The sequence below is a fragment of the Ruegeria sp. AB5 genome (genome assembly GCF_056542645.1).
Genome location: NZ_JBQGAE010000001.1, coordinates 442,471 through 461,105, shown reverse-complemented (window position 1 = coordinate 461,105; position 18,635 = coordinate 442,471). Strand labels below are relative to the sequence as shown.

Here is an 18,635-nt window from a genome sequence, read left to right as displayed (position 1 = left end):
GTCAGTCCTGCCCTTCAAACTGTTCGGCCTCGGCGGCAGCCTGCGCGGCAGCGTCCTGAATCAGGGGCACCGCTACGGGCGTCTCCAACCCCAGAACGAAGGCACGCCCATATCCCCAAACCTGCAACGCCAGCCGCAGGCATAGAACCGAGAATGCAACCGGGGCCAGCAGTTTGGCGGGCCAAAGCGGAATGCCGATGTCGATCGAGCTGTCGCGGCTCCACATCGGAGCGCCGAAATCAAAGGAGCGGTCAAAATGGGACCAACTGCCCCAGACCAACGCCAACATCAGGACAAGAATCAGGACTACCGAGATCAACTCGAACAACCACAGTGCCCGACCCTGCAGCCGTGAGATAACGATGTCCATTCGGATGTGTCCGCCATCGCGCTGTACATATGAAATGCCTAGAAATGCGATCAGCGGCATGGCCTGTTCAATCCAGTCCACGTAGCCGGGCAGTGGCGCGTTGAACGCATTGCGCCCACTGACCGATATCACCGCAAGCACCATCAGCCCAAAAACGGCAAACCCGCTGATCAGAGCCAAAAACCGCTCGAGCCCCAACAAACGCTGATCCAACTGGCTGAGGCGGCTGCCATCTTCCAGCACCGTGGCCTGTCCTGCCATTCCGGTGGTCCCTCTTGTTTAGAAGTACCGGACGCCGTTCAGCGCCCGGCCTTATGGGTCAGTTTCCGCCGCGCTGTTGCTGCAACGTGGTTTGGACCAGATCATAGAGATCCTGCGCCGGCAGGCCCTGTGCCGACATATCCGCAATCCATTGTTCGCGGATAGGATCGGCCGCTTTCGTGCGGAATTCTTCGATGACGGCATCGTCAATCATCACCTTCTGCACACCCTTTTCTTCGAGAACACTGTCCCATTGTTCCAGCAACCCGCCATAGTTCGCCAGATAGTGATCGATGGCCTCATCAATCGAGCTGTCCAACGCCTCACGATGCTCTGGCGACAGTGATTCATACGCGTCGATATTGACAACGACGGGACAGTTCACGGTGCCGGGGTTCAGGTTCGCGGTCCACCAGTCAGCCTCGTTGATGGTGCCAAAGGACAGATGCGCGTGCTGCGCAAAAGCGACCGTATCGACCACGCCGGATTCCATTGCGTTGTAGGCCTCGGTAGCGGGGACCGAAGTGGGAACGCCACCTACGGCTTCAAAGGCCTGACCCAAACCTCCGGTCGCGCGTACACGCATGCCTTCGAAATCGGCCAGCTTGCTCCGCGGATCACCGGTACCGACGATATTGTATTGCGGCATGGGGGACGTCATCAGGATACGCGCGTTCCACTGCGCCATTTCCTCGGCCACGGCCGGGTGACCATAGACCGCGTGGCTGACGGCGACCTCTTCCTCAAGATTGTTCACGCCCAGAAAGGGCAGTTCCAGAACGGTGATCGCACGGTTCTTGTCACGGTGGTAGCCTGCGCAGAACTGAGCCATTTCGAAAGCTCCGATTTCGATCCCGTCCAGATTTTCGCGTGGCTTGGACAGGCCGCCATAGCTGACATTGATGGTAAACTCACCACCGGTTTTTTCCGAAACCAGTTCGGCCAGTTTCTCGACATGCTCGGTAAAGGCCCGGCGTTTGCCCCAGACCGACGCATTCCATTCGGTTGCGGCAGCCTCGGTGACAAATGCAATACAAATGGCAGCGGCGGCCGCACCGCCCAACAGCTTTCTCATGGTGATCTCTCCCTTATATGCGCCTCCTCCCGAAGCGCTTGAGGTTGAAGCTAGCGCCAACATAGAGGTGTGCCAACCCCCGGGGGTCTTCGTCCGCAGGTTGATCTCGACATGCGTGCCGAGACTTGACCGCCTCGCCAAGGAGTTGATGGGCGGCACACTCAGAATTGGTCGCGCAAGGTAATTACATCTTATATTCTGTTTTTAATATATTTTTCACGTCACCTTTACAATTCATTGACTCCAACAAACCGCATTCAGAAATTTATTTACAAACAAATCCAAGGATTACCGCAATTTATTTCTTTATTTTCTGAACCCGGCCATACTGCTCTCGGGGAGGAATGGGATCGACTTTGCCAGAACGGCAGGCAAAAACGATCCAACGCAATCCAGTCCAGAGGGAGGAGCCTCAAACATGACTACCGCTGCCCAGGCAGATGCCAAGACCTATCCGCCATCCGCAGAAACCATTGACCGCGCCCATATTGATGCGGCGAAATACAATGAGATGTATGCGGCTTCCATCAGCGACCCTGACGCGTTTTGGGCCGAGCAAGGCAAGCGTGTTGACTGGATCAAACCGTTCAGCACGGTCAAGGATGTCGATTACAACTTTGGCTCTGTTAAGATCAACTGGTATGCCGATGGCACGTTGAACGTGGCCGCCAACTGTCTTGACCGCCATCTGGAAACACGCGGCGATCAGACGGCGATCATCTGGGAACCGGATGATCCAAACGATCCCGCCCAGAACATCACGTATTCAGAATTGCACCGCCGCACCTGCCGTATGGCCAATATTCTGGAATCCATGGGCGTGCGCAAAGGTGACCGCGTTGTCATCTACCTGCCAATGATCCCCGAGGCCGCCTATGCCATGTTGGCCTGTGCGCGGATCGGAGCCATTCACTCCATTGTTTTCGCAGGCTTTTCCCCCGATGCCTTGGCTGCACGCATCAATGGTTGCGAGGCCAAGGTTGTCATCACGGCGGACGAAGCGCCGCGTGGCGGTCGCAAAACACCGTTGAAGTCGAACGCTGATGCGGCGCTGTTGCACTGCAAGGACACGGTGAAATGTCTTGTCGTCAAACGCACCGGCGGTCAGACCACGTGGATCAGTGGCCGGGACTACGACTACAACGAAATGGCTCTGGAAGCCGATGACTACTGCGCGCCCGCTGAAATGAGCGCCGAGGATCCTCTGTTCGTCCTTTACACTTCCGGCTCAACCGGTCAGCCCAAAGGCGTCGTACATACAACCGGCGGCTATCTGGTCTATGCAGCGATGACGCATGAGATCACTTTCGACTACCACGAAGGTGACGTGTATTGGTGTACTGCGGATGTGGGCTGGGTCACCGGCCACAGCTATATCGTCTATGGCCCTCTGGCCAATGGCGCGACCACGCTGATGTTCGAAGGGGTTCCCACCTATCCCGACGCATCCCGCTTTTGGCAGGTCTGTGAAAAGCACAAGGTCAATCAGTTCTACACGGCCCCGACCGCTTTGCGCGCCCTGATGGGGCAAGGCAATGAGTGGGTCGAGAAATGCGACCTGAGCGATCTGCGCACGCTGGGCACGGTGGGTGAGCCGATCAACCCCGAAGCCTGGAACTGGTACAATGACGTCGTCGGAAAAGGCAAATGCCCCATCGTGGATACATGGTGGCAGACCGAAACCGGCGGTCACCTGATGACCCCCCTGCCCGGCGCCCATGCGATGAAACCCGGATCGGCGATGAAGCCGTTCTTCGGCATCCAGCCTGTGGTTCTCGACCCTCAGTCGGGTGTCGAGATCGAAGGCAACGGCGTCGAGGGCGTTCTGTGCATCAAGGACAGCTGGCCCGGCCAGATGCGCACCGTCTGGGGCGATCATGAGCGGTTCGAGAAAACCTATTTCTCGGACTACAAAGGCTACTACTTCACCGGTGACGGATGTCGTCGTGACGAGGACGGAGACTATTGGATCACGGGCCGCGTCGACGACGTGATCAACGTGTCCGGCCACCGTATGGGTACGGCCGAAGTGGAAAGCGCGCTGGTTGCGCACGCCGCAGTAGCTGAGGCCGCCGTTGTTGGCTATCCTCATGAAATCAAAGGACAAGGCATCTATTGCTACGTCACTCTGATGAACGATCGTGAGCCGTCAGATGACCTGCTGAAAGAGCTGCGCACCTGGGTTCGGACCGAGATCGGCCCGATTGCCAGCCCGGATGTGATCCAGTGGGCCCCCGGCCTTCCAAAGACCCGCTCGGGCAAGATCATGCGCCGTATCCTGCGCAAGATCGCCGAAAACGACTTTGGCTCGCTGGGTGACACGTCGACACTGGCCGATCCATCGGTGGTCGACGAGCTGATCGAAAACCGTGCGAACAAGTGAGGATGTGATGGATACTGCCACACTCACCACACCCGCTGTATTGATCCTTCTCGGCCCTCCGGGTGCCGGGAAGGGAACCCAGGCTCGAATGCTTGAAGAGAAATTCGGTCTGGTTCAGCTCAGCACCGGAGACCTTCTGCGCGCCGCTGTCGCCGCGGGCACTGAAGCCGGCAAAGCCGCCAAGGCGGTGATGGAGGCCGGTGATCTGGTCAGCGACGAGATCGTCATTGCCATCCTGCGCGACCGTATGGCGGAACCCGACTGCTCTAAGGGCGTCATTCTTGACGGCTTTCCCCGCACAACCGTTCAGGCCGAAGCCCTGGACGGTCTGCTTGCAGAGAACAACCAAAAGATCAGTGCCGCGATCAGCCTCGAGGTTGAGGATGCGGAAATGGTGATCCGTATCTCGGGCCGCTACACCTGTGCCGGATGTGGCGAGGGCTATCACGACACGTTCAAGCAGCCCACTGTTGACGGCATCTGCGACAATTGCGGCGGCACCGAGTTCAAGCGCCGCGCAGATGACAACGCGGAAACCGTGGCCTCGCGCCTGACCGCCTATCACGCGCAGACCGCACCGCTGATCAGCTACTACGATGCGCAAGGCGTGCTGAAACGCACAAACGCCATGGGCAAGATTGAAGACATCGCTGGTGATCTTGAAGACATCGTCACAGACGCGATGACGTAAGGGGAGGAGAGAGGCCACAAGGCTTTGATCCTTAAAGGAATACTTCAATGAACCGCCTTGGCGGAACAGGGAAGTTATGTCGGACGTCACGGGGCGTTTGGCACAATCGAGAAGCGGCCCGCGGCACTGGAGGAGTTGGGCACGGGCCGCCCAACGAGGAAGCGAAGGAGGAACCCGCAATGGCGGATCAATCTACTAACTCAGCGCAGACTGCCGAAGCCGACAAGGGCTATTGGCAGGCCAACCTGCGCCTCATCTACATCAGCCTCGCGATCTGGGCGCTGGTGTCGTTTGGATTCGGCATTCTGCTGCGTCCGCTGCTGTCCGGCATCTCTGTTGGTGGCACCGATCTGGGCTTTTGGTTCGCTCAGCAGGGATCGATCCTGGTCTTTCTGGTGCTGATCTTCAACTACGCCTGGCGCATGAACAAGCTCGACGCCGAATTCGGCGTAGAAGAATAAAGGAGCGCGGGGACAATGGATCAGTTTACCATCAACCTGCTGTTTGTTGGCGCATCCTTCGCGCTATACATCGGCATCGCGATTTGGGCCCGTGCGGGTTCCACATCGGAATTCTACGCCGCCGGTCGCGGCGTTCACCCGGTCACCAACGGTATGGCGACAGCGGCGGACTGGATGTCTGCGGCCTCGTTCATCTCGATGGCGGGCCTGATTGCCTTTACCGGCTATGACAACTCGTCCTTCCTGATGGGTTGGACTGGCGGCTACGTGCTGCTGGCGCTGTTGCTTGCGCCCTACCTGCGCAAGTTCGGCAAGTACACCGTCTCGGAATTCATCGGCGACCGGTTCTACAGCCAAACCGCACGTGTTGTTGCGGTTGTCTGTCTGATCGTCGCGTCGGTGACTTACGTGATCGGTCAGATGACCGGTGTGGGCGTGGCCTTTGGCCGCTTCCTTGAGGTCGACAACACAACCGGTCTGCTGATTGGTGCTGCTGTTGTGTTTGCCTACGCCGTGTTTGGTGGGATGAAGGGCGTGACCTACACTCAGGTCGCTCAGTACTGCGTGCTGATCACAGCCTATACCATCCCGGCGATCTTCATCTCGCTGCAGCTGACAGGCACGCCGATCCCGGCGCTGGGTCTGTTTGGCGACACCGCCAGCGGTGAGCCTCTGCTGACCAAGCTGGACGCGATCGTGACCGAGCTGGGCTTCAACGAATACACGGCCCACCATTCGAACACGCTGAACATGGTGCTGTTCACGCTGTCGCTGATGATCGGTACTGCCGGTCTGCCGCACGTGATCATGCGCTTCTTCACCGTGCCGAAAGTGTCTGACGCCCGCTGGTCTGCTGGCTGGACGCTGGTCTTCATCGCCCTGCTGTATCTGACCGCCCCTGCGGTTGGTGCGATGGCGCGTCTGAACATCAGTGACATGATGTGGCCCAATGGTGGCATCGAAGGTGGAGCTGTCTCGGTCGAGGAAATCAACACCGATCCACGCTATGACTGGATGGCCACGTGGCAGAAAACCGGTCTGTTGGATTGGGAAGACAAGAACGGCGACGGCAAGATCCAGTACTACAACGATGCCAATGCAGACATGCAGGCACTCGCTGAAGAAAAAGGCTGGGTCGGAAACGAGCTGACCAAGTTCAACCGCGACATCCTGGTTCTGGCGAACCCGGAAATTGCCAACCTGCCAGGTTGGGTTGTGGGTCTGGTTGCTGCCGGTGGTCTGGCTGCTGCCCTGTCCACGGCTGCGGGTCTGTTGCTGGCGATCTCGTCAGCGGTGTCCCACGACCTTGTCAAAGGGGCGATCAACCCGTCGATCTCTGAAAAGGGTGAGCTTTTGGCGGCACGGATTGCAATGGCTGTGGCCATCGTGGTCGCAACATGGCTGGGCCTGAACCCACCGGGCTTTGCGGCGCAAACCGTGGCCTTGGCGTTTGGTCTGGCGGCAGCCTCGATCTTCCCGGCGCTGATGATGGGGATCTTCTCGACCCGTATCAACAACACCGGCGCGGTCGCTGGCATGATGGCTGGTCTGGTCGTAACCCTGGTCTACATCTTCCTGCACAAAGGCTGGCTGTTCATTCCGGGCACCAACTCGTTCACCGATGCTGACCCGCTGTTGGGTCCGATCAAGTCGACCTCGTTCGGCGCCATTGGTGCGATGATCAACTTCGGCGTTGCCTACGTCGTTGCCGGCATGACCAAAGAGACTCCGCAGGAGATCAAAGATCTGGTCGAAAGCGTACGCATTCCCCGTGGTGCTGGCGCAGCTCAGAATAAATGAGCATGATGCGGCGTATGGATAGTTTCTATGTGCCGCGTCTTTCGACTTACTGTTCCCGCCCGGCATTCCATCGGGCGGGATTTTTACTCAGACCACCCGGAGCTATCTGATGTCCCTGTCCCACGAACAGATCACCCGGTTTCTGGAATCCGTGCATCCCTATGGTGCCCTGCCCGCCGACGTTCTGGAAGATGTCGCCAAGCAGATCGAAGTCTGGGAAGTCGATGAGGATTCATCCGTTTACGAAATGGGCCATACCCTGCCCGGCGTATTCGTGATCTACGAGGGGCAGGTTGAAATCACCGATGAAAACGGCGCAGTCGTCTCACATCTGGGTTTGCGCAATTCGTTCGGCGAACGGGGGCTTCTGAAAGACGGCAAAGCCGCCACCAAAGCACGCGCACATACACCATCTGTGCTGATTGTCCTGCCACCGGACCTGGTGCGTCAGCTGATTGACGGCCATGATGTCGTCTCCAAATTCTTTGACCGCTCGCGCGGGGGGCGCAGCGGCCCGCAAAGCCTGGCGACCAGTGCTATTGACATTCTGATGGCACACGACCCCGCCACCTGCCCGCCGACCACACCGGTACGGGATGCGGCTCGGATGATGCGGGACAAGCGGATCTCCTCCTTATGCGTGACCGATGGGGACGTTCTGCTGGGCATTGCAACCCTGCGGGACATCTCGGGAAAATACGTCGCAGACGCGATGACCAGCGATACCTCGATCTCTGACATCATGACCGCGGACCCCACCACCCTGTCGCCGGGTGATATCGGATCGGACGTGTTGCATGTGATGATGGAACGCGGCATAGGCCATATCCCCATTTGCGAGGGCGGTCGTCTGGTTGGCATCGTCACCCAGACCGACCTGACCCATTATCAGGCCGTGAACTCGGCCGAACTGGTCCGCCGGATCGCCCATGCCAATTCGGCGCAGGACATGGCGCTGGTCACGGCCGAAATCCCACAGCTTCTGGTGCAACTGGTAGCCGGCGGCAACCGGCACGAGATCGTCACCCGCCTGATCACCGATATTGCCGACACGGCCACGCGTCGTCTGCTAAGCCTTGCCGAAGAAAAACTGGGGCCACCGCCGGTGCCCTATCTGTGGCTGGCCTGCGGTTCGCAAGGACGGCAGGAACAGACAGGCGTCTCGGATCAGGACAATTGCCTGATGCTGGATGACAGCGTGACAGAGGCCGATATGACCTATTTCGCCGCGCTGGCCAAATACGTCTCGGACGGGCTGGATGTCTGTGGGTATTTCTATTGCCCCGGGGACATGATGGCGACCAACCCGCGCTGGTGTCAGCCGGTTCGCGTCTGGCGCGAGTATTTCAAGGGCTGGATCGCAAAACCGAACCCCGAAGCACAGATGCAGGCCTCGGTCATGTTCGACCTGCGCCCCATCGGTGGGGCGTTTGATCTGTTCGCCAACTTGCAGGCCGAAACGTTGGGCGCGGCCAGTGCGAACTCGATCTTTGTGGCCCACATGATCTCGAATTCTCTGAAACATACGCCGCCATTGGGTCTGCTGCGTGGTTTCGCGACCATCCGGTCGGGCGAGCACCGCAATACACTGGACCTGAAACACAACGGCGTCGTGCCGGTGGTCGATCTGGCCCGGATTTACAGCCTGCAAGGGCAACTGCCCGAGGCCAACACCCGCGCGCGGCTGAAAGCGGCAGAGACGGCAGAGGTCCTCAGCCCTTCGGGCGCGCGGGATTTGCTGGATGCCTATGATCTGATTGCCGAAACCCGGCTGGAGCATCAGGTCGCTCTGGTCAAATCGGGCGAAAAGCCCGACAACTACCTGCCACCCACAACCTTGTCGGATTTTGAGCGCAGCCATCTCAGGGATGCATTTGTGGTGGTCAAGACCATGCAATCCGCTGTGGGTCACGGCAAAGGCATGCTGGGGTAGCAAATCGGTCAGGATCGCCGTGGGCGACCGGTTTTGAAACGATAACACGGGGCGGATTACGCCCGAATGGTGGAGAGAACCCATGTTTCTGGAATTGATCGGCACGATTTTCGCAGGCTTTGCCTTTGCAGGGATCGTACTGGTGCTGAACAAGCTGACTGGCGGTCGGTTGCCGCGTTGGGCAACTCCGGTTGCGGCTGGCTTGGGCATGATCGGGATGACCATTGCCAGCGAATACTCCTGGTATGATCGCACCCGAGAAACCTTGCCCGACAGCCTGGCCGTCATACAAGAAGTTGAAAGCCGCGCCTTCTATCGTCCGTGGACCTATGCTGTGCCATTTGTGGACAGATTTGCTGCGATCGACACGGTATCGGTGCGCACAAATGAACAGGTTCCGGATGAACGCCTGGTGGACCTGTACTTCTTTGGCCGCTGGGCCCCGGTTTCACAGGTACCGGTTGCGGTGAACTGCGCCGAAAACCTGCGCGCCAATCTGGCGGATGGTGCCGAATTCGCCGACGATGGACGGGTTCTGAATGCGGACTGGTTCAATGCAGGGTCCGGCGACCCGATCATCGAGGCCACTTGCGGAGTCTGATCATGCTGACCAAGCTGAGCTTGCGCATACGGATTTTTCTATTCTTCTGCCTGCTTGCAGGTGGTGGTCTGGCCGTCAGCGCTTTGGCGCTTTGGTTCAGCTACGCCCGCGCTGGAAATTCCGATCTGTTCGATGCGTTCATCTTTGCAGGGATCGTGACGGCCTTTGGCCTCCTGGCGCTGGTCGCCGGGGTCTGGTTGTTGTTCGACGACAACATAGCCAAGCCGATCGAGCGTTTGTCGGCTGAACTGCGCGCCCGGGCGCATGCAGGCGTGAGCACAGACATGGACATGCAGACGGCCAAGTATTTGGGGGATCTGGCCCCGGCGGCCGCTGGACTGGCGGATCAACTCTCGGACAGAACACTGAACATCGCCGAGGCCGTTGCAGCAGAAACCGCCAATCTGGCCGCAGAAAAGCAGCGCCTGACCGCCTTGCTGACCGAGATCCCTGTGGCCATGTTGCTGGCCAGTCCGTCGCATAAGATCGTGCTGTATGATGCACAAGCAGCCGAGGTTCTGGCACAGATCTCGCATCCCCGTCTCAACGCGTCATTGTTTGAATACCTTCAAACAGAAGCACTAAAAGCCGCCTATGCGACCCTGGCCAAGACCGGCATGGATGTTGAATGCTCCCTAGTCAGCGTGGACGGAAAACAGACGTACAAGGCCAGGATGAAACCCTTGGGCGATGCGCCGGGCTATATGCTGATCTTCGACGACAGCGTTGCCCGCATCGCCCCCGAGGCTGCACGACCGCTGGTTTATGATTTTGACCTGCTTCATTCGACGGGCGAGGATGCTTTTGAAGACAGCAAAATCTCTGACCTGTGTTTTGTGGTTTTCGACACCGAAACAACCGGCCTGCTGCCCCACAAGGACGAAATAGTTCAGATCGGCGCGGTACGGGTCATCAAGGGGCGCATTGTTGAAGGGGAACAACTGGATATGCTTGTCGATCCAGGCATCCCGATTCCAGCGGCATCGACCAAGGTCCATAAAGTCAGCGACCATATGGTGCAGGGCGCGCCCGACATTGGCAAAGCAGGACGCGTGTTCCATCAATTTGCCCGCGATGCGGTGATCGTGGCCCATAACGCACCGTTCGACATGGCGTTTCTACGCCGCCACGCGAAACGGATGAACGTCGAATGGGACCATCCGATTCTGGACACGGTCTTGCTGTCGGCTGTATTGTTTGGGGCCAGCGAAACACACACGCTCGATGCCCTGTGCGAGCGTCTGGATGTCACCATCCCCGAAGCATTGCGCCATACCGCCTTGGGCGACGCGGTGGCCACCGCAGAGACGCTGGTCAAGATGCTGCCGATGCTCGAAGCCCGCCAGATGACCACATTCGGTGATGTAATCGCGGAAACGCGGAAACATGGCAGGCTGCTGGAGGATCTGAACTGATCTGCGGAAATTGCGCGCTATATTAAGCTTTTGATGGACAAATACAGTGGCGCATGGCACCTGAGGCGCGCCGAACCCAAGAGCGCGCAATGACCAAAAAAACCTTCACACCCAGCCCCGATCAAAGCACCGCCTTCCGCGAAGCTTTGGGCTGTTTCGGGACGGGTGTCACAGTTGTGACCACGCATACAGAGAACGGCCCGCGCGCGATCACGGTCAATTCGTTTGCCTCGGTGTCACTTGATCCGCCTTTGGTGTTGTGGTGTCTGGCCAAGGACTCGTTCCGCTTCAATGCGTTCAACACCTGTCAGCACTATGCGATTCACGTCATGGCAGAGGGTCAGCAGAACGCAGCGCTGAGTTTTGCGCGCGACGGCACCGACTTTTCTCATGCCAAATGGGAACTGGACATGGCAGGCCGCCCGCAACTGGCCGAGTGTCTGGCCCGGTTCGATTGCCGACTACATGCCAAACACGAAGCCGGGGATCATTTGATTCTTGTCGGACAAGTGGAACAGGTGATGTACCGAACCGGTAAGGGCCTGATCTTCAAGCGCGGACAATTCGGCGGCTTTGTCGACAACGTCTAATCATCCAGTGAACCATGAACCGCCAGCGCCTCCAGTTGCGTCTCTTGTGGCGTGATCACGCGAAACGCCTCATGCACACCGCTATCGGTCAGGTCGCGCGCCACCGTCAGCAAGGTGTTCGGCGCGTGTTCGTCACACAGCTCGGACATATGGTCGATTTCCGCGCGGGCCACGTCCAGGGCGGCCTCGACGGAAGGCGCCCCGTAGAGTTGAACGAAATGCTCGGCCAGATTCTGGATGATCTGGTCTTTCTCCACCGGTTCGATCTGCGTGACCGCCACAAATGTAACGCGCCCGAATGTCTCTAGTCCCAGCCAGCCATTGGCAAAGGCCTGTCGGGACTTGCCCTCAAGATCGCCCTGCCCCCAGTTCGAAAACTCGAACCCGCCCGAAACGCACCACTCGCCGGTTCGGGCTGGGGAATGAAACACGTTCATGTCGCTTTCATCGAAATGGATCGCACGGGCGAGTTTCATCAGGTTTCCTCCAATAAATCGGTCAGCGGGCGCAAATGGGTGTTGTCTCCATCCCGGATCAACATGCCAAACCGTTCATCCGTGCCAAGGAAAACGCCCCGATCATCCAGCGGTTCTCCGACACCGCGCAACAGGCCCAGCCATTCGCCATGTACCGGCGCGTTGCCGTCCTCTTGCCAACGGTTGAGCCAGGTCAGCATATGCCGTGACCAGCTTTCAACCAGTTGGATCGCCGAGACGTCGGCGCAGCCTTCGTCATACAGTGCGGTGATGTCCGGGGTATTGCCCGGCGCGTCGCTGGTTTGCAACAGCGCCAATTCCCATCCGATCACCAACCAGTCGGGTGTCTGATCGGGCTCTTTTGTCGAAGCCGCGACGTGAAACTGCCCGCATTTTGCGCCGTTCACACAAATCAGCCCGTCCCACCCCAGATGTACGGCAACTTCTGGCGGGGCCAGAGCGCCCAGCGCGTTCTGAAACCCAACCGCGCACAACGGCAGCATCGCCATGGCGTCCTGCAAAGGTACTTCGGGCGCAAATACGATGGCCGCGCGCAGGCGGTCGGCCTGAATGTTGTAAACCACCGATCCCGCATCGCAGCCCAGCGCCGCCATGGCCTGTGCTGTCTCGAACGGGTCTTCTCCTCCTTTCGCGGGATGACCTGTCAGCAGCGGCGGAAAAACCGGTTCGGTCATGCGTTGCCCTTGGCGATCAGGTCACGGGCAACCTTGCGAAATGCCTCGGCCTGCGGGCTGTCGGGTTTGCTGACCACAATCGGTGCGCCTCCGTCTGCGGCCATCCGGATATCCAGATGCAGCGGGATTTCACCCAGCAGCGGTACGCCCAGCGCCGCGGCTTCCGAGGCGACACCGCCGTGGCCAAAGATATGCTCCTCATGTCCGCAGTTCGAGCAGATATGCGTCGACATGTTCTCGATCATTCCGAAGATCGGCGTCTTGAGCTGGTTGAACATGTCGATTCCCTTTCGGGCATCAATCAAAGCCACATCCTGCGGCGTTGACACCACGATGGCCCCATCGACCTGGAACTTCTGGCTCAGCGTCAATTGCACGTCGCCGGTGCCGGGTGGCAAGTCAACGATCAGCACGTCCAAGGCGCCCCATTGTACCTGACCCATCATCTGTTGCAGCGCACCCATCAACATGGGCCCACGCCAGACAACCGCCTGTCCTTCGTTGGTCATCAGCCCGATGGACATCATGGTGACGCCGTGGTTACGCAGCGGCAGGATGGTTTTGCCATCCGGGCTGGCGGGGCGGCCCGAGACGCCCAGCATCCGGGGTTGCGACGGGCCATATACGTCGGCATCCAAAAGGCCGACACGCCGCCCTTCTGCCGCCAACGCACATGCCAGGTTTGCCGAGACCGTGGATTTTCCCACCCCACCTTTTCCCGAGGCCACCGCAATGATCCGATCCACGCCCGGTACAGCTTGTGGGCCAGTTTCAGATGGTTTGGGTTTGGGCTTCAGGTCCGGCGGCGCTTTGTCGGAATGCGCTGTCAGCATGGCTGAAACATTGGCGACCCCGTCCACAAGCTGCGCTGCCTGTTCGGCGGCGGCGCGGACGGGTTCCATCCTGTCGGCCAGTTTTGGATCAATCTCAAGCACGAACCGCACGGTATCGCCTTCGACGTTCAGGGCGCGCACGACACCGGCGCTGACAATGTCCTGGCCCGAGACCGGGTCGGTGATCTTCTTGAGGTTTGCAAGAACCGCGTCACGGACACTCATGCCATCATCTCCAAAACCCGCTCCATCGCATGGTTCACTTTCATTGCATGTGTCTCCGTCTTTCCTCGTTCATTTGACGCATTCGCCTGTTGGCCGCTAGGCTTGGCCATGCGCTTTGTCCTGTTGTGCCTCAGCCTGACGCTCACCGCCACCCCTTCCGGGGCGCAAGACGCGATCGGCCTGTCCGCGCCGTCCGAGGTTTCGGACTCGGGCCTTTTGCAACATATTCTTCCGCGCTTTTCCCTCAAGACCGGGATACGCGTTGTTGCTGATGAGGCCGGCGTCATGTCACTGAATACAGCCTCGGATGGCGAACCGGTCTTTGCCCGTGGCGGCGTGGTTTTCCACCTAAGCATTCAGAACGACCCCCGCCAAGCCAGATTTCGCGACTGGCTAAAATCGGACATCGGCAAGCGCACGGTTGAAAGCTATGCACCGGATCAGGGGGGGCCGTTCAGCACCAGCTTTCAGGTCGCCGTTGTGACTGAAACGCACACCATTGATGGCGACACCGCATTGGGCCAGGAGCTGTCGATGACTCATTGCGGCAGATGCCATGTCATCGGCCCGCAGAACCGTTTGAACGGGCTGGGATCGACGCCCTCCTTTGCAGTGCTGCGCACCCTTCCTGACTGGTCCGAACGGTTCCAGGCTTTCTTTGCGCTGAACCCGCACCCGGCCTTCACCCAGATCGACGGGCTGACACCGCCTTTTGATCCTACGCGCCCGTCGCCCATTCATCCGGTCGAGATGACGCTGGACGATCTCGACGCCATCCTGGCCTTTGTCTCGGTCATGGAGGCAGCGGATCTTGGCGCGCCGCTGCAGCATCAATGATCCTTCCGTTTTGAGGAATAGTCGTCGGTAGTGACGACCCGAGGCTTGGGTTTGGACTGGAACGGATTGTCCTGCATCTTGAATTGTGCGCCGACCCGGCAATTGTCACACATCTGGATCATGCGCGCCTGTTCCGATGAGGCAAACATCGGATGCGTGCCCGACAGCTTTTCCATAATGCGTTCGACCGTCGATTTAACGCCGAACAGCGCTCCGCATTCGACACAGGCAAACGGTTCTTCCTCGTTCAGAACCTGCTGTGAGAGCGCGGCATCGCTCAGATCCAGCTGAGGGACCAGCGAGATCGCGTCTTCAGGGCAGATGTTCCGGCATAGCCCACATTGCAGGCAGGCGTCCTGCTGAAAGTTCAGCTGTGGTTTGTCCGGGTTGTCGATCAACGCGCCCGACGGGCACAACGACACACAGCTGAGGCACAAAGTACAAGCGTCTGTATCAACCGCAACAGCCCCATATGGTGCGCCGTCAGGCAGGTCCAACGGCTGCTCTGCCTGTGGGTTCAGAGCCTGCGCGGCAAGGCGGGTGATTTGTCGGCGATTGCCTAGGGGCAGCACCGGATCGGTCAGTGGTGGCGGTACATGCTGCGCATAAAGCCGATCACACAGCGTGTCCGGGTCGGCCTCGTCAATCAGGCTCAGACCGGCGTCCTTGGCGATGGCCAACGCCAGCGCAAGTTCCCGATCCAGCGCGTCCCGCTCGGTTGAGGGAGCAAGCAATATGTCGACCCGCGCAAATCCATGGGCCAGACCGGCCAGCATCTCGGCATGGCCGAAACCCGAGATCACGCTCAGTTCCAACGGAATCACATCGGCGGGCAGACCTCGGCCAAACCGGGCAGCCAGTCGGATCATTTCGGCCCCGTGGGCGTCATGGACCAAAAGTCGGGGCGCGGTACCTCCGGCCTGGCGGTACGTTCGGGCGAGGACGTGCATCCGGGACAAGACCGCTGATACTGGCGGATCTTCATAGGTGATCGCAGTCGAAGGGCACAGCGCGGCACACGCCCCGCACCCCGCGCAGACCATCGGGTCGATGGCGACATGCTCTCCTGCGGGTGTGATCGCTCCGGTCGGGCAGATGTCGAGGCAGTTGGTGCAGGCAACCTGTTCCGCCCGCGAATGGGCACATAGCGTTTCCTCCAACCGCACATAAAGCGGTTTCTCGAAGGTCCCTATCAATTGCGCCGCATCAAACGCCAGCCGCGCTACGGCCAAAGGGTCGCGCGGATCGGCCCGCAGATATCCCTCTCGCTTGGTCGGGGCCTGAACCAGAGCGGTCTCACCGCTGAGGTCGATCAGAACATCGCAGGCAGACGTCGCCCCGTCACGGGGTGCTGTCCACCTGAAGGCTCCGCGCCCGCCGGGTTCGATCTGTTGCAACTGATCAATCTGTACCGAAAAGCCCCCCAACGCGCCTGAGACGCGCTTCACCTGTCCCCGCACCACGTCAAACGCACGGCTGGGCGGGGGGATGTCCTCCGACGTGACAACCGTCACGGCCAGCGTTGCAGAAAGACGGTCCGCCAGATCATAGGCAGTCTCGGCGGGTCCAACGATACAGCAGGTGCCCTGGCTGATCACATCCACACTGGGCGTGATCGGCAGCGGCACCAACGCCTCTGCGGCAAGGGCGGCCATCTTCGGCGTCGCATCCCCTGCCTGTTCCGACCACCCGGCGCGATCCCTCAGATCGACGAAGGCTGGGGTTTCGACCTGCAGGTCTTCGGCCAGATCGCGAAAAACGTCCTGTTCCTGCCCACAGGCGATCAGAACAGGGTCTTCGCCCTTCAGGAACTCGGCCACCACACCCAATTCGCGGGTGCACAAAGCGGTGTGGGTTCTGGAACACGCGATATCGCAAGCGGATCCGATCCGCTCGGCATCAACTGGCTGCGATGCCTCGCAGTCACAAAGAATGAGTTTGGTGGCCATGTCCCTCCCCCGGACAGCTTCCTGACTTACTTACTTTAGATGGTATCCGGCGGCTGGCAATCCAGAGCGCTGAAAACAGCACCGCAATCCGATGACATACGCGCGAGAACCTTGTTTTCCCAAATGAATTTGTAATCATTCTAAAAACGAATTTTTGCGTATTCCTTTCGAATTCACGCGATTGAGACTTGGCAGGTCGCCATTTTGTGTACCATAGTAGACGCAGGGTAAGGCAGGGGAGAGCCTTACGGGGAGGAGCCAGTGGCCAAGGCCGCAAGCCGTATTCAAATGCCTGTTGGCGTCATCGTGCGCAAAACACCCGGTGTAACCCGCTGGGCCAAGTGGAACTGGCGCGCTGTTGCAGCACTGCCGGGCGCGGGACCTGCTGATTGGGTCGAACTTCGACGCGAAGGTGATGCGGTTGAGTATCACGCAGCAACCCTGCCTCTGACCCTGTGGGCCGATGAGACCGAAGCGTACATGGTCAACCTCTCGGACGGTCAGCCCTCGGTCTATCTGGTGTTGCGCGATGCCATGGACGGGGAGCGGCCTATGGATGCCCTGCTGATCACGGCCTCTCCGTTCGAAGGACAGGATTACGCGGACACGGGCGAAGAGATCGTCGAGAAGATCCCGATGTCCGAGGGCCTGATCGCCTGGGTGCGGGATTTTGCTTTGGAACACCATCGCGACGAAGTCTTCATCAAACGCCGCCGTGACAGGAAGCGGACGGATCTGGTCGAGGATGGCAAGGGCGACGCCCGGATCAGACAGGCCTCGGACGTCTACCGCGCGCCGCGAAAGGTCATACAATGACCCAAGAGCGCGATTTCTGGTCCCGTCGCAAGGCCGCCGTTCAGGCGGAAGCCGAGGCTGAGGTTATCGCGATTGAAGACCGGGCGCTTGCCGCGCACCACGCAGAGCTTGAAGAAAAATGCGACGCTGAGATTCTGGCCGAATTCAACCTGCCAGATCCTGATCAATTGCAGGCGGGCGATGATGTGTCGGGCTTTATGGCAAAGGCCGTGCCAGACCGTTTGCGCCGACGGGCCTTGCGGCGGTTGTGGCGATTGAACCCCGTTCTGGCCAATGTGGACGGTCTGGTCGACTATGGCGAAGACTATACTGACGCCGCCTGCGTGATCGAGAACCTTCAGACGGCCTATCAGGTGGGCAAGGGCATGCTGGCCCATGTCGAAGCGCTGGCAGCGCAGGAAGACACCCAAGAGGATGACGGCGAACCTGAGGATGAGGTTGGTCCCGAGCCGGTGACGGCTGCAGAGGTGCCGGATGACACCGCCCCTGCCCCAGTGGCGATTCTGGCAGAGGTTGAGGTCGAGGACGAGATCGAACTGCCCCCAACCCCGCGCCGTATGAGATTTGAGTTTGAAGGATAACGCATGACCGCAGATAACGCGCAAACACTGGATATCTCAGCCGAGGATCGGCTGCGCGCGGATTTCTACAACTTTCTGGGTCTGCTGCTGGCCGGGCCTCCCGATCAGTTGCTGCTGGACCAGATGGCGGGGCTGAGCGGAGATGACACCGATCTGGGCCAGGCCATTCAGGCGATGGCGCGCGTGGCAAAGGTCACCAAACCGGCCGCTGCCGAGCGTGAGTTCAACGCCCTTTTCATTGGCTTGGGGCGTGGCGAGTTGCTGCCTTATGCCAGCTTTTATCTGACCGGGTTCCTGAACGAAAAACCTTTGGCACAGTTGCGCAATGACATGGCCGTGCGGGGCGTTACGCGGGCGCGAAACGTGTTTGAACCCGAAGACAATATCGCCTCGCTGATGGAGATGATGGCGGGCATGATCGTTGGACGCTTTGGCGCGCCGGCCACGCTGGAAGACCAAAAAGCGTTCTGGAACAAACATATCGGCCCCTGGGCCGCGCATTTCTATTCGGATTTGGAAGCCGCCGAAGCGTCGGTTCTTTATGCCTCGGTCGGCACAGCCGGTCGGGTGTTCATGGAGATCGAACGCGAGGCCTTCCGAATGACGGCGGCATAACCCGCCACTCGCCAGCGCCCGAAGTGGC

18 protein-coding genes are annotated in these 18,635 nt (G+C 59.3%); 12 read left to right on the top strand and 6 right to left on the bottom strand.

Going from position 1 to position 18,635, the window contains the following annotated elements; genetic code table 11:
* Position 1 precedes the first annotated feature (1 nt).
* Together ACR0L4_RS02395 and ACR0L4_RS02390 are read right to left on the bottom strand one after the other, a co-directional pair.
* Positions 2-631: a TRAP transporter small permease gene (locus ACR0L4_RS02395; RefSeq protein ID WP_170748626.1), complete on the bottom strand. Its 630-nt coding sequence runs from the start codon at positions 629-631 to the stop codon at positions 2-4.
* Between the two features lie 58 nt (positions 632-689).
* The gene (locus ACR0L4_RS02390) at positions 690-1,706 is read right to left on the bottom strand and encodes a C4-dicarboxylate TRAP transporter substrate-binding protein (protein ID WP_170748625.1); all 1,017 of its coding nucleotides are present in this window, start codon (positions 1,704-1,706) and stop codon (positions 690-692) included.
* 418 nt (positions 1,707-2,124) lie between these two features.
* On the opposite strand from ACR0L4_RS02390, the gene acs reads away from it, so the two are divergent.
* The 8 genes from acs to ACR0L4_RS02350 all read left to right on the top strand — a co-directional run bounded on the left by acs (position 2,125) and on the right by ACR0L4_RS02350 (position 11,580).
* On the top strand, positions 2,125-4,089 hold the full coding sequence (gene acs / locus ACR0L4_RS02385; protein WP_480510298.1) for an acetate--CoA ligase: 1,965 nt from the start codon (positions 2,125-2,127) through the stop codon (positions 4,087-4,089).
* A gap of 7 nt (positions 4,090-4,096) precedes the next feature.
* A complete protein-coding gene (locus ACR0L4_RS02380) occupies positions 4,097-4,780 on the top strand; it encodes an adenylate kinase (protein WP_480510296.1) in 684 nt (227 codons plus the stop codon).
* A 179-nt stretch (positions 4,781-4,959) separates the two neighbouring features.
* Positions 4,960-5,241, top strand: a complete 282-nt coding sequence (locus tag ACR0L4_RS02375) for a DUF4212 domain-containing protein (RefSeq protein WP_170748622.1) — start codon at positions 4,960-4,962, stop codon at positions 5,239-5,241.
* 15 nt (positions 5,242-5,256) lie between these two features.
* Positions 5,257-7,041: a sodium:solute symporter family protein gene (locus ACR0L4_RS02370; protein ID WP_170748621.1), complete on the top strand. Its 1,785-nt coding sequence runs from the start codon at positions 5,257-5,259 to the stop codon at positions 7,039-7,041.
* 109 nt (positions 7,042-7,150) lie between these two features.
* Entirely contained in the window at positions 7,151-8,974 is a 1,824-nt protein-coding gene (locus ACR0L4_RS02365) for a DUF294 nucleotidyltransferase-like domain-containing protein (RefSeq protein ID WP_480510293.1), read from the top strand.
* Positions 8,975-9,056: 82 nt separating this feature from the next.
* Positions 9,057-9,575: a hypothetical protein gene (locus ACR0L4_RS02360; protein WP_170748619.1), complete on the top strand. Its 519-nt coding sequence runs from the start codon at positions 9,057-9,059 to the stop codon at positions 9,573-9,575.
* 2 nt (positions 9,576-9,577) lie between these two features.
* Positions 9,578-10,990, top strand: coding sequence for a 3'-5' exonuclease (locus ACR0L4_RS02355; protein WP_480510291.1), 1,413 nt, complete (start codon positions 9,578-9,580; stop codon positions 10,988-10,990).
* An 89-nt stretch (positions 10,991-11,079) separates the two neighbouring features.
* Entirely contained in the window at positions 11,080-11,580 is a 501-nt protein-coding gene (locus ACR0L4_RS02350; RefSeq protein ID WP_480510289.1) for a flavin reductase family protein, read from the top strand.
* Here the strand turns inward: ACR0L4_RS02350 and ACR0L4_RS02345 are convergent.
* Genes ACR0L4_RS02345 through ACR0L4_RS02335 form a run of 3 tightly spaced genes read right to left on the bottom strand, consistent with a single transcriptional unit; the run spans position 11,577 to position 13,809 of the window.
* Entirely contained in the window at positions 11,577-12,056 is a 480-nt protein-coding gene (locus tag ACR0L4_RS02345) for a DUF6505 family protein (protein WP_170748616.1), read from the bottom strand. The two genes, ACR0L4_RS02350 and ACR0L4_RS02345, sit on opposite strands and share 4 nt — an antisense overlap.
* On the bottom strand, positions 12,056-12,751 hold the full coding sequence (locus ACR0L4_RS02340; protein WP_480510287.1) for a biotin/lipoate--protein ligase family protein: 696 nt from the start codon (positions 12,749-12,751) through the stop codon (positions 12,056-12,058). The genes ACR0L4_RS02345 and ACR0L4_RS02340 overlap by 1 nt, the downstream gene beginning before the upstream one ends.
* Positions 12,748-13,809 (bottom strand): Mrp/NBP35 family ATP-binding protein, encoded by a 1,062-nt coding sequence (locus ACR0L4_RS02335; protein WP_170748614.1) that lies wholly within the window; start codon positions 13,807-13,809, stop codon positions 12,748-12,750. The genes ACR0L4_RS02340 and ACR0L4_RS02335 overlap by 4 nt, the downstream gene beginning before the upstream one ends.
* A gap of 108 nt (positions 13,810-13,917) precedes the next feature.
* On the opposite strand from ACR0L4_RS02335, the gene ACR0L4_RS02330 reads away from it, so the two are divergent.
* Entirely contained in the window at positions 13,918-14,646 is a 729-nt protein-coding gene (locus ACR0L4_RS02330) for a c-type cytochrome (protein WP_480510284.1), read from the top strand.
* Here ACR0L4_RS02330 and ACR0L4_RS02325 read toward each other — a convergent pair.
* A complete protein-coding gene (locus tag ACR0L4_RS02325; RefSeq protein WP_480510282.1) occupies positions 14,640-16,595 on the bottom strand; it encodes a 4Fe-4S binding protein in 1,956 nt (651 codons plus the stop codon). The two genes, ACR0L4_RS02330 and ACR0L4_RS02325, sit on opposite strands and share 7 nt — an antisense overlap.
* A 261-nt stretch (positions 16,596-16,856) precedes the next feature.
* On the opposite strand from ACR0L4_RS02325, the gene ACR0L4_RS02320 reads away from it, so the two are divergent.
* Genes ACR0L4_RS02320 through ACR0L4_RS02310 form a run of 3 tightly spaced genes read left to right on the top strand, consistent with a single transcriptional unit; the run spans position 16,857 to position 18,607 of the window.
* On the top strand, positions 16,857-17,411 hold the full coding sequence (locus ACR0L4_RS02320) for a DUF3305 domain-containing protein (RefSeq protein ID WP_170748611.1): 555 nt from the start codon (positions 16,857-16,859) through the stop codon (positions 17,409-17,411).
* Positions 17,408-17,992 carry a DUF3306 domain-containing protein gene (locus ACR0L4_RS02315; protein ID WP_480510280.1) on the top strand — a complete coding sequence of 195 codons (585 nt, stop codon included), beginning with the start codon at positions 17,408-17,410 and terminating at the stop codon, positions 17,990-17,992. Before ACR0L4_RS02320 ends, ACR0L4_RS02315 begins: the two co-directional genes overlap by 4 nt.
* A 3-nt stretch (positions 17,993-17,995) precedes the next feature.
* On the top strand, positions 17,996-18,607 hold the full coding sequence (locus tag ACR0L4_RS02310) for a TorD/DmsD family molecular chaperone (protein ID WP_480510278.1): 612 nt from the start codon (positions 17,996-17,998) through the stop codon (positions 18,605-18,607).
* Positions 18,608-18,635 lie beyond the last annotated feature (28 nt).

Bases quoted from the DNA above. Each gene is read 5' to 3' on its own strand.
- ACR0L4_RS02365 (WP_480510293.1), top strand. From the start codon at position 7,151: ATGTCCCTGTCCCACGAACAGATCACCCGGTTTCTGGAATCCGTGCAT.
- ACR0L4_RS02340 (WP_480510287.1), bottom strand. From the start codon at position 12,751: ATGACCGAACCGGTTTTTCCGCCGCTGCTGACAGGTCATCCCGCGAAA.
- ACR0L4_RS02355 (WP_480510291.1), top strand. From the start codon at position 9,578: ATGCTGACCAAGCTGAGCTTGCGCATACGGATTTTTCTATTCTTCTGC.
- ACR0L4_RS02310 (WP_480510278.1), top strand. From the start codon at position 17,996: ATGACCGCAGATAACGCGCAAACACTGGATATCTCAGCCGAGGATCGG.
- ACR0L4_RS02370 (WP_170748621.1), top strand. From the start codon at position 5,257: ATGGATCAGTTTACCATCAACCTGCTGTTTGTTGGCGCATCCTTCGCG.
- ACR0L4_RS02360 (WP_170748619.1), top strand. From the start codon at position 9,057: ATGTTTCTGGAATTGATCGGCACGATTTTCGCAGGCTTTGCCTTTGCA.
- ACR0L4_RS02335 (WP_170748614.1), bottom strand. From the start codon at position 13,809: ATGAGTGTCCGTGACGCGGTTCTTGCAAACCTCAAGAAGATCACCGAC.
- ACR0L4_RS02330 (WP_480510284.1), top strand. From the start codon at position 13,918: ATGCGCTTTGTCCTGTTGTGCCTCAGCCTGACGCTCACCGCCACCCCT.
- ACR0L4_RS02345 (WP_170748616.1), bottom strand. From the start codon at position 12,056: ATGAAACTCGCCCGTGCGATCCATTTCGATGAAAGCGACATGAACGTG.
- ACR0L4_RS02395 (WP_170748626.1), bottom strand. From the start codon at position 631: ATGGCAGGACAGGCCACGGTGCTGGAAGATGGCAGCCGCCTCAGCCAG.
- ACR0L4_RS02380 (WP_480510296.1), top strand. From the start codon at position 4,097: ATGGATACTGCCACACTCACCACACCCGCTGTATTGATCCTTCTCGGC.
- acs (WP_480510298.1), top strand. From the start codon at position 2,125: ATGACTACCGCTGCCCAGGCAGATGCCAAGACCTATCCGCCATCCGCA.
- ACR0L4_RS02390 (WP_170748625.1), bottom strand. From the start codon at position 1,706: ATGAGAAAGCTGTTGGGCGGTGCGGCCGCCGCTGCCATTTGTATTGCA.
- ACR0L4_RS02375 (WP_170748622.1), top strand. From the start codon at position 4,960: ATGGCGGATCAATCTACTAACTCAGCGCAGACTGCCGAAGCCGACAAG.
- ACR0L4_RS02325 (WP_480510282.1), bottom strand. From the start codon at position 16,595: ATGGCCACCAAACTCATTCTTTGTGACTGCGAGGCATCGCAGCCAGTT.
- ACR0L4_RS02350 (WP_480510289.1), top strand. From the start codon at position 11,080: ATGACCAAAAAAACCTTCACACCCAGCCCCGATCAAAGCACCGCCTTC.
- ACR0L4_RS02315 (WP_480510280.1), top strand. From the start codon at position 17,408: ATGACCCAAGAGCGCGATTTCTGGTCCCGTCGCAAGGCCGCCGTTCAG.